The organism is Solibacillus sp. FSL R5-0449, assembly GCF_037975215.1.
Classification (GTDB): Bacteria; Bacillota; Bacilli; order Bacillales_A; family Planococcaceae; genus Solibacillus.
Map to the genome: position 1 here is coordinate 523,898 of NZ_CP150239.1, position 13,929 is coordinate 537,826.

Below are 13,929 nucleotides of genomic sequence, written 5' to 3' on the forward strand. Positions count from 1 at the left end.
AAACAAAGGGGTAAAAACTTCGTATTCCAGGGGGGAAAACAATGAATACATTTTTAATTATTAACTGGATTGCATTCATCGCCGTGTTACTTTATGCGCTGGGGTTATTCGCATATTTATTAAAAACACGTTATGACTATATTCAATTGGGTCGTAAAGAAGAGTTCAATCATAAGTTTTCTGAACGTATAGAAGATATCGTTGAGAAAGTATTTGGTCAGTCAAAACTATTAAAAGATAAGAAGATGGGACTTGTCCACGTTCTGTTTTTCTACGGATTTTTAATGGTTCAGTTTGGGGCTATCGATTTAATCTGGAAAGGGCTCGCACCGGGATCACATCTTCCGTTAGGTGGTCTGTACCCGGTATTTACTTTTACACAGGAGCTTGTAGTATTAACGATTTTAATCGCGGTAGCGGTTGCATTTTACCGTCGTTATATGGAGAAACTTGCACGTTTAAAGCAAGGTTTTAAAAATGGTTTAGTTTATATGTTCTTAGCTATTTTAATGTTTGCTACATTATTCGGAAATGGCTTTTACTTAATTTGGCACGACCACGGTTTAACAGGATCAGAGCCGGTAGCTTCTGCAGTTGCCTGGGTATTCCAATGGATGAATCCGACGATTGCTGCTGTTATGTTCTTCGTTATGTGGTGGGCACACTTGCTGGCGTTATTAGCATTCCTTGTTTATATCCCGCAAGGTAAGCACTTCCACTTAATTACATCGATTTTCAACGTTTATTACAACCGTCAAGATCGTATTGGTACATTACGCCCAATCGATTTTGCCGCATTGGAAGAAGCGGAAGATGAGGAAAGTATGCCACCGCTTGGAGTCGGGAAAATCCATGATTTCACGCAAAAGCAAATGCTTGATCTGTATGCTTGCGTAGAGTGTGGGCGTTGTACGAATATGTGTCCGGCAACAGGTACAGGGAAAATGCTGTCACCGATGGACCTGATCGTAAAACTGCGTGATCATCTAACATTTACTGGTGCTGTTGAGCTCAAGAAAAAGCCTTGGGTGCCATTTTCATTCTTCAATAATACACAAGGTAACCAACTGGCAATGGCTGCTGGTGCTGAAGGTGCAGTAATTGAAGATATTTACAGCCCGTCATTAATCGGCGATGTGATCACAGAAGAAGAAATTTGGGCTTGTACAACATGCCGTAACTGTGAAGATCAATGTCCGGTAATGAACGAACATGTTGATAAAATTATCGATTTACGTCGTTATTTAACGATGACAGAAGGTAAAGTAAATCCGGATGCTCAACGTGCAATGACAAACATTGAACGACAAGGGAATCCATGGGGCTTAAACCGTAAAGAAAAAGAAAACTGGAGAGAGCTTGATGAAACAGTTCACGTTCCAACAGTAAAAGAATTGAAAAAATCTGGCGAAGAAATGGAATATTTATTCTGGGTCGGTTCAATGGGATCGTTTGATAACCGCTCACAAAAAATTGCATTGGCATTCGCTAAACTAATGAACAAAGCAGGCGTGAAGTTTGCCATTTTAGGTAACAAAGAGAAGAACTCAGGGGATACACCACGCCGTTTAGGTAATGAATTCCTGTTCCAGGAGCTTGCAACAGCCAACATTGATGAGTTTGAGAAAAATGGTGTGACGAAAATTGTAACGATTGACCCGCACGCATACAATATTTTCAAAAATGAGTATCAGGATTTCGGCTGGAACGGTGAAGTACTTCACCATACAGAATTGCTGTACGATCTGATTCAGGAAGGTCGTTTAACAATGGATCACCGTGTGGATGAAACAATCGTGTTCCATGATTCATGTTACTTAGGACGCTATAATGATGTATTCGATCCTCCACGCGAAATTCTTAAAGGAATTGCAGGCGTGAAGCTGGTTGAAATGGCGCGTAATCGCGAAGACGGTATGTGCTGTGGCGCCGGTGGTGGTTTAATGTGGATGGAAGAGCATGTCGGAAACCGTATTAACGTTGCACGTACTGAACAGGCAATCGCAACACAGGCATCTGTCATTTCTTCAGGCTGTCCTTACTGTTTAACAATGCTTTCGGATGGAACGAAAGCAAAAGAAGTGGAAGATACAGTCGGCACTTACGATATTGCGGAAATTTTAGAGCGTGCGGTATTCGGAACACCGGAAAAAGCACAAGTTCAACAAGAGCAAGAAGAAGTAGCAGAAGAAACGGTTGCAGCACCTGTAGAAGCAACTGAAGTTGAGAAACAGGCAACAGCTGTTGAATCTTCAACACTACCAGAAGAGCAGCAAGTGGCAACAGACGAATCACCGGTTGAAAATGAAAATAATGAACAAAAAAAGTAATTAACGAATTAACGAGAATAAAATTTATAGTCAGTATATTTGAATAATTGTTGCGAATTCAAAAAGGATTTAATACAATGAAAGTAAGCGAAGAAATGAGAGTAGTAAATACTCTCATTTTTTTCTAAACATTGATTGAGCGAGCGTTCAGTCGAATTATAAATTACAGACTGCATCCGGCATTTTTTATTAGTAAGTGATGGGGATCGATACTAATAGATTAATAGCCTGAAGCAGAACTTCACAATACGGATGGCGAAGTGCAAATTCGGATTAATTCAAACAAAGGGGTGTATGGATTGTCAAGAACAGTCATTTTAGACGGCGCAAGAACACCATTCGGAAAATTTGGTGGCGCATTAAGTTCATTAACAGCGAGTGATTTAGGCGGAATTGCAATCAAAGAAGCATTGGCAAAGGCGAATGTAGAGGCGGATGCAGTTAACGAAGTCATTATTGGAACTGTATTGCAGGCAGGGCAAGGGCAAATCCCTTCGCGACAAGCTGCAAATAAAGCGGGAATTCCGTGGAATGTGAAAACTGAAACAATCAACAAAGTATGTGCTTCAGGGATGCGCAGTGTAACACTTGCAGATCAGCTTATTCGATTAGGGGACGAAGAAGTGATTGTGGCAGGTGGAATGGAATCAATGTCAAACGCACCGTACTATATGCCAAAAGGGAGATTTGGTTTACGTATGGGAGATGCGAGTTTAGTAGACGGCATGATTTATGACGGTTTGTCTTGTGCTTTCCATCCGAAACAAGTGCATATGGGCATTTACGGCAATGAGACAGCGAGCAAGTTTGAGGTTTCCCGTGAACAACAGGATGCATGGGCAGTTCGCAGTCATGAAAAAGCACTTGCAGCGATTGACTCAGGGAAATTTGCAGAGGAAATCGTAGCAGTGGAAATTCCACAGCGAAAAGGCGACCCTCTTCGTGTTGAAACAGACGAAGCACCACGAGTAGGAACAACTTTGGAAACGCTAACAAAATTAAAATCGGCGTTCAGCAGTGACGGCACAATTACAGCCGGAAATGCGCCAGGGGTAAACGACGGAGCATGTGCACTAGTTCTAATGAGTGAAGAAAAAGCACAGCAGGAAAACCGACAACCGCTCGCAACAATTCTTGCGCATGCAGAAGTTGGGGTGGCACCGGAAGATTTCCCGCAAACACCGGGACTTGTAATTAATGAGCTGCTTAAAAAGTCAGGTAAAACATTGGCAGACATTGATCTGATTGAAATCAATGAAGCGTTCGCTGCGGTTGCTCTAGTAAGCAATCAAATTAGCGGACTGGATGAGAGTAAAGTAAATGTTAACGGGGGAGCAGTAGCATTAGGCCATCCGATTGGAGCAAGTGGTGCACGCATTATTTTAACACTTGCTTATGAACTGAAGCGTCGTGGGGGCGGTTTAGGAATTGCGGCAATTTGTTCAGGCGGCGGTCAAGGAGATGCGGTATTAATTGAAGTTACAAACTAAGGGGATGAAATAAATGGCGATTCAAAAAGTAATGGTCATCGGAGCAGGACAAATGGGTTCCGGGATTGCGCAAGTTTGTGCACAGGCAGGCTACGATGTCATTTTAAATGATATGAAAGAGGAGTTTTTCGAACGCGGTTTAAATACGATCACGAAAAACTTGGCACGTGATGTTGAAAAGGGTCGTAAAACAGAAGAAGAAAAAACGGCTGTTTTAGCTCGTATTACGAAATCATTGACGATTGAAGATGCGAAAAGCGCGGACATTATCATTGAAGCGGCTGTCGAAAATATGGACATTAAACAGTCGATTTTCAAGCAGCTTGATGAACTTGCACCGAAACATGCGATTTTAGCGACAAATACTTCAAGTTTACCGATTACTGAAATTGCGGCAGTGACAAAACGTCCGGAGCAAGTAATTGGTATGCACTTTATGAATCCGGTTCCGGTCATGAAGCTTGTGGAAATTATCCGTGGTTTAGCAACTTCGGATGAAGTATATGAAACGGTTGCAGACATGACAAAGCAACTGGGGAAAACAGGTGTGGAAGTGAATGACTTCCCGGGCTTTATCTCAAATCGTATTTTACTGCCGATGATCAATGAAGCGATTTATGCATTGTATGAAGGGGTTGCAACGAAAGAAGCGATTGACGATGTGATGAAAATGGGGATGAATCATCCGATGGGGCCATTGACATTGGCTGATTTTATCGGATTGGATACATGCTTATCGATTATGGAAATTTTACACGAAGGACTTGGTGACAGTAAGTATCGCCCATGTCCGTTATTACGCAAATATGTGGCAGCCGGCTGGTTAGGCAAAAAGAGCGGTCGAGGATTCTACATATACGAAAGCTGAGGGACTTCTATGAATTTACAATTTACTGATGAGCAGTTAATGATGCGTAACATGGTCCGCGATTTTGCCAAAACCGAAATTGAGCCATTTATCGAGCAGATGGAAGCGGGCGAGTTCCCGAGGCATTTGCTGACGAAGATGGGTGAGCTTGGACTGATGGGAATAACGGCACCTGCTGAGTACGGCGGGTCGGAAATGGATTTTACTTCTTATATTATCGCGATTCATGAGCTGTCGAAAGTAAGCGCGGTAATGGGCGTTATTTTGTCAGTCCATACTTCTGTCGGCACAAACCCGATTTTATATTTTGGCAATGAGGACCAAAAGCAAAAATATGTACCAAAGCTGGCAAGTGGAGAATCAATCGGAGCATTTTGTTTAACGGAGCCTAGTGCAGGCAGTGATGCAGGTTCACTGAAAACAAAGGCAGTACGAGACGGCGATCACTACGTATTGGACGGCGCAAAAGTGTTCATTACAAATGGCGGGGAAGCTGACGTGTATATCGTTTTTGCTTCTACAAATCCGGAAGCTGGTTCACGCGGAATTTCAGCATTTATCGTAGAAAAAGGTACACCGGGTCTGATCATCGGAAAAGACGAACGGAAAATGGGACTGCACGGCTCACGGACGGTTCAGCTAACATTTGAAAACATGCGTGTACCTGCAGAAAACCTGCTCGGGCAAGAAGGAGAAGGCTTTAAAATCGCCATGGCCAACTTGGATGTAGGTCGAATCGGAATCGCAGCTCAAAGTTTAGGCATTGCCGAAGCTGCACTCGAAGCGGCGACTGCTTATGCAAAAGAGCGTATCCAGTTCGGAAAACCAATCGCCAAGCAGCAAGGGGTCGGCTTTAAACTTGCCGATATGGCAACAGCGGTCGAAGCCGCGAAACTGCTCGTTTACCGTGCAGCAAATATGCGCAATGAAGGGCTGTCATGCGGAAAAGAGGCCTCAATGGCAAAACTGTTCGCGTCTCAAACAGCAATGGATACAGCGATCGAAGCCGTACAAATTTTCGGAGGCTACGGCTATACCGAAGACTACCCGGTAGAACGCTATTTCCGCGACGCAAAAGTAACGCAAATTTATGAAGGCACAAGCGAAATCCAACGCATCGTTATTAGTAAGCATGTGATTGGGTGACGTACACCTTCTACTATATAAAAAAGGGGACATGGGGAAATGAACTTTCAATTATCAGAAGAACACCAACAATTACGCGAAATGATTCGCGATTTTGCAATCAATGAAGTAGCACCAACAGCAGAGCACCGCGATGAGCATGAAGAATTTGACCGCGGTATTTTCGATAAAATGGCTGAGCTTGGCTTAACAGGGATTCCTTGGCCGGAAGAATACGGCGGGGCAGGCTTTGACTACTTGGCATACTGTATCGCAGTTGAGGAATTATCACGTGTTTGTGCATCAACAGGGGTAACACTGTCAGCACATACATCACTTGCAGGCTGGCCTATCTTTAAATTCGGTAACGAAGAACAAAAGCAAAAATATCTTCGTCCAATGGCAGAAGGTAAAAAAATCGGAGCTTACGGCTTAACAGAGCCAGGTTCAGGCAGTGATGCAGGCGGAATGAAAACATATGCCGTAAAAGACGGCGACGACTATATTTTAAACGGTTCGAAAATCTTCATCACAAATGGTGGGGTAGCAGATATTTATGTAGTATTTGCTGTAACTGACCCTGAAGCGAAAAATGGTACGACTGCATTTATCGTTGAAGCGGACTACCCAGGTTTCTCTGTAGGGAAAAAAGAGAAGAAACTAGGAATTCGTTCATCTCCAACGACAGAAATCATCTTTGACAACTGCCGTGTACCGAAAGAAAACGTACTAGGCGAAGAAGGTCAAGGGTTCATTATCGCTATGAAAACACTTGATGGCGGACGTAACGGAATTGCAGCTCAAGCAGTAGGTATTGCACAAGGTGCATTGGATGCGGCAGTTGACTATGCAAAAGAGCGCGTTCAATTCGGCAAGCCGATTACAGCAAACCAAGGTGTATCATTCAAGTTGGCGGATATGGCAACGGAAATCGAAGCTTCTCGTTTATTGACGTACCAGGCAGCATGGTTGGAATCAAACGACTTACCATACGGAAAAGCATCGGCAATGGCAAAACTGCTTGCAGGTGATACAGCGATGAAAGTAACGACAGAAGCTGTTCAAGTATTCGGCGGCTACGGCTATACGAAGGACTACCCGGTAGAGCGTTATATGCGCGATGCAAAAATCACGCAAATTTATGAAGGTACTCAAGAAATCCAACGCCTCGTAATTTCGCGTATGATTACGAAATAGCCTATGGCGAAAAATGATAAGCTGCACGTCCAATCGTCAATAAAAGATGAAAATAAAATTATCGCACGCCGTCAGCAAATTATCGATGCCGGTGTGAAGCTTTTCAAAGAAAAAGGATTCCATCGTGCAACGACAAGGGAACTTGCAAAAGCGGCCGGTTTTTCTATCGGGACTCTATATGAATATATTCGTACGAAAGAAGACGTCTTATTTTTAGTATGTGACAATATTTTCAATGAAGTAACGAAATGCCTAACTGACTTCCCTTCCGATACGGGTACAATCGAAGGCTTGAAACAGGCAATCCGTCAATATTATTTGCTTATTGATCAAATGCCGGAAGAGTTTACGATTATGTACCAGGAAACGAAGTCATTGCCAAAAGCCGCGATGCATTACATTCTCGATAAGGAACTTGAAATGGTCGCAATTTTTGAACGCATATTAAAAGATTGTGTAGCGGCCGGCAATTTATCGCTGTCTGAAGATGCAATCTATTTAGCGGCAAACCACATCGTCGTACAAGGACAAAGTTGGGCATTCCGTAAGTGGGCACTGCAAAAACGATATACGATCGATCAATATATAAACTTGCAAACGACAATGTTTTTACAAGGCATTATGCAGTTTGAAAATTAGGAAAGGAGAATCGCCATGTAGAGCAACTATTTATACAGTTTGCTTCGCATGGTGATTTTTCATTATTTCAGCATAACAAAGGGGTTATTAAAATGGGGAAAACTGAAGTATACAAACCAAAGAATCATATACGCTTTGTCACAGCATCTAGTCTTTTTGATGGGCATGATGCTTCAATTAATATTATGCGCCGAATTTTACAGTCAAGCGGAGCGGAAGTGATTCACTTAGGGCATAACCGTTCAGTTGAAGAAGTGGTGAATGCAGCGATTCAGGAAGATGCGCAAGGGGTGGCACTATCTTCATATCAAGGCGGTCATATCGAGTATTTCAAATATATGTACGATCTGCTTCGCGAAAAGGGGGCACCGCATATTAAAATTTACGGTGGCGGTGGTGGTGTAATATTGCCGCGCGAAATTAAAGAACTGCATGATTACGGAATCGCCGGTATTTTTTCACCGGAAGATGGGCGCCAATTAGGTTTACAAGGAATGATCAACAAAAAGCTTGAAGGTGCTGATTTTTCAACACTAAAAGGAAATTACAAAGAACTTTTAAATAAGCTGACGACCGATACACCGGAAATTTTGGCGAATTTAATTACAGCTGCCGAAAATGGCGGAGATCCGGAAATTGAAGAAATGCTGCAGCTTGCACGAACTAAAAGTTTAAACACACCGGTAATTGGGATTACAGGTACAGGCGGTGCAGGGAAATCTTCGTTAACAGACGAATTGATTCGCCGATTCCTGCAAGAATTCCCGGATAAAAAACTTGCGATTATTTCAGTCGATCCGACAAAACAAAAAACGGGCGGTGCTTTATTAGGTGACCGTATTCGCATGAATGCCATCTTTAACAACCGTGTTTATATGCGCAGTTTGGCAACACGCGGATCCCATACGGAATTATCAAGTTCAATTGGGGATGTGCTCGATGTTGTGCGTACAGCAGGATTTGATCTGATCCTTGTTGAAACAAGTGGTATCGGGCAAGGCGATGCCGAGATTACAAAATATACAGATCTATCAATGTATGTAATGACGAGCGAATTCGGAGCCCCAACACAGCTTGAAAAAATCGACATGATCGATTTTGCGGATTTGATTGCGATCAATAAGTTTGAACGCAAAGGCTCTGAAGATGCATTGCGCCAAGTTCAGAAACAATACCAGCGTTCACGTGAGCTATGGGAAGAACCACTTGATCATATGCCCGTATTCGGGACGATTGCTTCACAGTTCAACGATTTAGGGACAAATTCATTATTTGCTGCACTTGTAGCGAAAATTAATGAGAAGTTCGGCTTGGACTGGGAAACTTCGTATGAGCAATTTGTCAAAACACAAAAGCAAAACATCGTTATTCCGAATGACCGTCGCTATTATTTACGTGAAATCTCGGAAACAATCAGAAACTATCATAAGCATGCAGAACAGCAGGCAGCACTTGCGACAAAATGGTATCAGCTTGAAGGAACAAAAGCACTGCTTGCAGAGAGTGAAACAGCGTTAATTGCTTCAATTGATTCTTTACTGGAAGGCGTTCAAAATGAATTAACTGCGGAGTCAAAGCGTATACTGAAAAATTGGAATGCTTTAAAAGAAGCGTATGCTGGCGACGAACTGATTACGAAAGTACGTGACAGGGAGATTAAAACAATTTTACGTACCGAGTCGCTTTCAGGCTTGAAAATTCCGAAAGTCGCGCTGCCGAACTTTAAAGATTACGGCGAAATTTTACGCTGGGTGTATAAGGAAAATGTACCAGGTGAATTCCCGTATACAGCAGGTGTTTTCCCGTTCAAACGAGAAGGTGAAGATCCGAAACGTCAATTTGCCGGTGAAGGTACTCCTGAGCGTACAAATAAACGTTTCCACTACTTATCAAAAGATGACGATGCGAAGCGTTTGTCGACGGCATTTGATTCTGTAACGTTATATGGAGAAGATCCGCATACACGTCCTGATATTTACGGAAAAGTCGGGGAGTCTGGCGTAAGCGTATGTACATTGGAAGATATGAAAAAACTATATGCGGGCTTTGATCTATGTGCACCTTCTACATCTGTATCGATGACAATTAATGGTCCGGCACCGATTATTCTGGCTATGTTTATGAATACAGCAATCGATCAGCAAGTGCAAAAGCGCGAGCAGGAACTTGGCCGTACTTTAACAGTCGAAGAATTTACAGAAACACGTGAACAAACATTGCAGGTTGTGCGCGGTACCGTACAGGCGGATATTTTAAAAGAGGATCAGGGGCAAAATACATGTATCTTCTCAACTGAATTTGCGCTGCGTATGATGGGCGATATCCAGCAATATTTCATCGATCATAAAGTACGAAACTATTACTCGGTATCCATTTCGGGCTATCATATTGCCGAAGCCGGGGCAAATCCGATTTCACAGCTTGCATTTACATTGGCAAACGGCTTTACGTATGTCGAGTATTATTTAAGCCGCGGTATGAATATCGATGATTTTGCACCGAACCTAAGTTTCTTCTTCTCGAACGGTCTGGACCCTGAGTATACAGTCATCGGTCGTGTAGCCCGCCGCATCTGGGCTGTTGTTATGCGTGAAAAATACGGCGCAAATGAACGCTCGCAGAAGCTGAAATACCATATTCAAACATCGGGCCGCAGTCTGCACGCACAGGAAATCGACTTCAATGATATTCGTACAACATTACAGGCATTAATGGCATTGCAGGATAACTGTAACTCACTGCATACAAATGCGTACGATGAGGCAATTACAACGCCTACAGAAGAATCGGTACGCCGCGCGATGGCAATTCAAATGATTATTACAAAAGAACACGGCTTATCGAAAAATGAAAACCCGTTACAAGGGGCATTTATTATTGAGGAGCTTACACAGCTGGTGGAGCAAGCGGTGCTGGAAGAGTTCGACCGCATGAATGATCGCGGCGGGGTGCTTGGTGCGATGGAAACACAGTATCAGCGCGGAAAAATCCAGGAAGAATCGATGCATTATGAGCATTTAAAACATTCAGGACAACTGCCGATTATTGGCGTGAACACATATTTAAACCCGAATCCGCCATCAGAAGAAGCAATCAATAACATGGAGATCGCACGTGCTTCAAAAGAAGAAAAAGATTTGCAAATTGCAAACTTGGCAAGCTTTAAAGAGGCGAATGCGGACAATAGCCAAAAAGCGCTTGACCGTTTAAAGGAAGTTGCTAAAACAGGCGGCAATATTTTTGAAGAATTAATGGAGACGGTGAAAGTAGCGAGCCTTGGCCAAATTACTCAGGCGCTTTATGAAGTAGGCGGGCAGTACCGCCGAAATATGTAAGTTTTATTGATAGTAGCATGCGGAAAACAACTTAATAACTAGCCTTATTTACTTAGTTATTAGAAAAAAATGCAAAAAAATGAACTTAGAATACCACGAGTGCGGGAAATTTCGTTATACTAGTAACTACATGGACGATCTGATGAAGGAAGGTGCGTAATAGTGCAACAGTATGTACATTATATTTTAATTTTAGCATGCCTAATCGCCACCTTCTTTTTATATAACCGACAACTAGCAGCAATCCCTTTGCTGCTTTTATCCTTCATTTTATTTTATGTTGCGTATAAAAAAGTAACAAATTTAAAAAACAAGAAATGAAACTAGCATAGTGATAGCATGTTTGTATATAATGGGTATTATGCTTATATCCACCCAGTTGATGTACAAGCTTCAGCGGAAGAACGGGTATAAGATTTTCGGCAGATGTTAAGGATTTGGAAGACGAATCCAAACGCAATTACGCCGAGTCGTAATTGATAAATAGACATGTAAGAATGGAAAGGACGTGCACGATTTGAACTTTCGTGGTATGACAGATGAACAATTAGCAGAAGAGTCATTAATCGACTTAGCATACGCACTACTAGAAGATAAAAAACAAGCAATGCCGTTAAATGAATTATTAAAAGGAATTCAAGCTTTAAATGGTATTTCGGATGAAGAATTAAAATCTCGTTTAGTACAATTTTATACAGACTTAAACGTAGAAGGCCGTTTCTTATTGAACCATGAAAATGGCTGGGGTTTACGTGAGTGGTATAAAGTAGAAACAATCGAAGAAGAAACAGCGCCAACAATCAAGACACGTAAGAAGAAAGCAAAAGCTGTTGACGACGAAGACGAAGATGAAATTATCGACCTTGAAGAAGAGGATGTATTATTCGAGGAAGACTATGATGAATTCGTTGACGACGATGAAGAAGAGGAAGAAGTGGATGAGGACATCGACTTCGTTGAAGAAGACATTGAAGAAATCGATTCTGACATCGATGAAGAAATAATCGATGAAGATGATACATTTATCATCGAGGATGATGAAGAAGAATTAGAAGAAGAGCTAGATGAGGAATTAGAAGAAGACGAAGATATAAAATAAGATTTCCGCATTGGAAATTGAAAGTGCTTGACTTCTATTTCAGTTCCGTATAATCTTTTACTTGGGCTCCTTTAAAAAGGAGATTGACCGTATAAGTTATACGCTCCCCCTGCAAAATAGTGCAGGAGGAGCGTTTTTTATTTTTTCATGCGTTTTAATTAGAAAAACATTCCCTTGCATGTAAGTAGCAAAAGAGTGTTTTTCTAATTTGTTTTAAAAGAAGGAGGAATTTGTATGACAAAGTATATTTTCGTAACAGGTGGGGTAGTTTCATCACTTGGTAAAGGGATTGTAGCAGCATCTTTAGGTCGTCTATTAAAAAATCGTGGATTGGAAGTAACAATTCAAAAATTTGATCCATATTTAAATATTGATCCAGGTACAATGAGCCCATACCAGCATGGTGAAGTTTTCGTAACAGATGATGGTGCAGAGGCGGACTTAGACTTAGGTCACTATGAGCGTTTCATCGACATTAACCTTGGTAAACACTCAACTGTTACTTCAGGTAAAGTATATCAATCGGTACTAAACAAAGAGCGCCGCGGTGATTACAATGGTGGTACTGTTCAAGTAATTCCTCACGTAACAAATGAAATTAAAGATCGTATTCAGCGTGCTGGCCGTGAAACTTCTGCTGATGTTGTCATTACGGAAATCGGCGGTACTGTAGGTGACTTCGAATCACTTTCTTTCCTTGAAGCGATTCGTCAAATGCGCCGTGATTTAGGTCATGAAAATGTTATGTATATCCACTGTACGTTAATGCCTTATATCGCAGCAGCCGGTGAAATGAAAACGAAACCGACACAACACTCTGTAAAAGAGTTACGTTCATTAGGTATTCAGCCAAATATCATCGTTTTACGTACAGAACAACCTGTACCACAAGACATGAAAGAAAAAATCGCGTTATTCTGTGACGTACGACCTTCTGATATTATCGAATCACGTGATGCAGAGCATTTATATGAAGTGCCATTAAATCTTCATGCACAAGGCTTTGACCAAATCGTTCTTGATCATTTTGGCATTACAGCGCCAAAAGCGGATATGACAGATTGGAAAGAGCTTGTACATTTAGTGAAAAACTTGGAGCACAAAACACGTATCGCTTTAGTAGGTAAATACGTAGAATTGCAAGATGCGTATATTTCAGTTGTAGAAGCATTGAAACATGCTGGATATGTATACAATTCAGATATCGAAATCGACTGGATCAATGCAGAACACGTTACAGCGGAAAATGTGGATGAATTATTAGGACAAGCAGACGGTATTTTAGTACCAGGTGGTTTCGGCGACCGTGGTGTTGAAGGGAAAATCGAATCAATCCGTTATGCACGTGAAAACGATGTACCGTTCTTCGGTATTTGCCTAGGCATGCAAATGGCAACAGTAGAATTTGCACGTAATGTTATGGGCTTGGAAGGTGCACACTCAACAGAACTGGACAAAAACACGAAGTACCCGATTATCGATTTCCTACCGGATCAATCAGAAGATACAGATATCGGCGGAACATTACGTCTTGGTTTATACCCATGTAAGTTAAAAGAAGGATCTCGTGCACGCGCGGCATACAATGGTGAAGAGCTAGTTTATGAACGTCACCGTCACCGTTACGAGTTCAACAATGAATTCCGTGAAGCAATGGAAGCGGAAGGTATGGTATTCTCAGGTTTATCTCCTAACAATAAGTTAGTAGAAATCGTTGAGTTACCGGAAAAGAAATTCTTTGTGGCTGGTCAATTCCACCCAGAATTAATTTCACGTCCACAGCGTCCACAACCATTATTCCGTGAGTTCGTTGGCGCGGCATTTAACAATAAAAAGTAATTGATTT

The 13,929-nt window shown here is 41.9% G+C and carries 9 protein-coding genes; all 9 read left to right on the forward strand.

Going from position 1 to position 13,929, the window contains the following annotated elements; genetic code table 11:
• Positions 1 to 41: 41 nt before the first annotated feature.
• The 9 genes from MKY27_RS02630 to MKY27_RS02670 all read left to right on the forward strand — a co-directional run bounded on the left by MKY27_RS02630 (position 42) and on the right by MKY27_RS02670 (position 13,922).
• The gene (locus MKY27_RS02630; protein ID WP_339197487.1) at positions 42 to 2,330 is read left to right on the forward strand and encodes a (Fe-S)-binding protein; all 2,289 of its coding nucleotides are present in this window, start codon (positions 42 to 44) and stop codon (positions 2,328 to 2,330) included.
• A 299-nt stretch (positions 2,331 to 2,629) separates the two neighbouring features.
• Positions 2,630 to 3,820, forward strand: a complete 1,191-nt coding sequence (locus tag MKY27_RS02635; protein ID WP_339197489.1) for an acetyl-CoA C-acetyltransferase — start codon at positions 2,630 to 2,632, stop codon at positions 3,818 to 3,820.
• 13 nt (positions 3,821 to 3,833) lie between these two features.
• Complete coding sequence (locus MKY27_RS02640) at positions 3,834 to 4,688, forward strand: 3-hydroxybutyryl-CoA dehydrogenase (protein WP_339175109.1); 855 nt, start codon at positions 3,834 to 3,836, stop codon at positions 4,686 to 4,688.
• Between the two features lie 9 nt (positions 4,689 to 4,697).
• Positions 4,698 to 5,834 (forward strand): acyl-CoA dehydrogenase, encoded by a 1,137-nt coding sequence (locus MKY27_RS02645; RefSeq protein ID WP_339197490.1) that lies wholly within the window; start codon positions 4,698 to 4,700, stop codon positions 5,832 to 5,834.
• A 39-nt stretch (positions 5,835 to 5,873) separates the two neighbouring features.
• Entirely contained in the window at positions 5,874 to 7,010 is a 1,137-nt protein-coding gene (locus MKY27_RS02650) for an acyl-CoA dehydrogenase (protein ID WP_339175111.1), read from the forward strand.
• Positions 7,011 to 7,013: 3 nt separating this feature from the next.
• Positions 7,014 to 7,649, forward strand: coding sequence for a TetR/AcrR family transcriptional regulator (locus tag MKY27_RS02655; RefSeq protein WP_339197493.1), 636 nt, complete (start codon positions 7,014 to 7,016; stop codon positions 7,647 to 7,649).
• A gap of 92 nt (positions 7,650 to 7,741) precedes the next feature.
• Positions 7,742 to 10,984: a fused isobutyryl-CoA mutase/GTPase IcmF gene (gene icmF, locus MKY27_RS02660; RefSeq protein WP_339197494.1), complete on the forward strand. Its 3,243-nt coding sequence runs from the start codon at positions 7,742 to 7,744 to the stop codon at positions 10,982 to 10,984.
• Between the two features lie 508 nt (positions 10,985 to 11,492).
• The gene (rpoE, locus tag MKY27_RS02665) at positions 11,493 to 12,083 is read left to right on the forward strand and encodes a DNA-directed RNA polymerase subunit delta (protein WP_339175114.1); all 591 of its coding nucleotides are present in this window, start codon (positions 11,493 to 11,495) and stop codon (positions 12,081 to 12,083) included.
• A 234-nt stretch (positions 12,084 to 12,317) separates the two neighbouring features.
• Positions 12,318 to 13,922, forward strand: coding sequence for a CTP synthase (locus MKY27_RS02670; protein ID WP_339197496.1), 1,605 nt, complete (start codon positions 12,318 to 12,320; stop codon positions 13,920 to 13,922).
• The last annotated feature ends 7 nt before the right edge of the window (positions 13,923 to 13,929 follow it).

What these genes read in the sequence shown, in the direction of transcription:
- MKY27_RS02630 (WP_339197487.1), top strand. Translation starts at nt 42, where the DNA reads ATGAATACATTTTTAATTATTAACTGGATTGCATTCATCGCCGTGTTA.
- MKY27_RS02640 (WP_339175109.1), top strand. Translation starts at nt 3,834, where the DNA reads ATGGCGATTCAAAAAGTAATGGTCATCGGAGCAGGACAAATGGGTTCC.
- MKY27_RS02645 (WP_339197490.1), top strand. Translation starts at nt 4,698, where the DNA reads ATGAATTTACAATTTACTGATGAGCAGTTAATGATGCGTAACATGGTC.
- MKY27_RS02650 (WP_339175111.1), top strand. Translation starts at nt 5,874, where the DNA reads ATGAACTTTCAATTATCAGAAGAACACCAACAATTACGCGAAATGATT.
- MKY27_RS02655 (WP_339197493.1), top strand. Translation starts at nt 7,014, where the DNA reads ATGGCGAAAAATGATAAGCTGCACGTCCAATCGTCAATAAAAGATGAA.
- icmF (WP_339197494.1), top strand. Translation starts at nt 7,742, where the DNA reads ATGGGGAAAACTGAAGTATACAAACCAAAGAATCATATACGCTTTGTC.
- MKY27_RS02670 (WP_339197496.1), top strand. Translation starts at nt 12,318, where the DNA reads ATGACAAAGTATATTTTCGTAACAGGTGGGGTAGTTTCATCACTTGGT.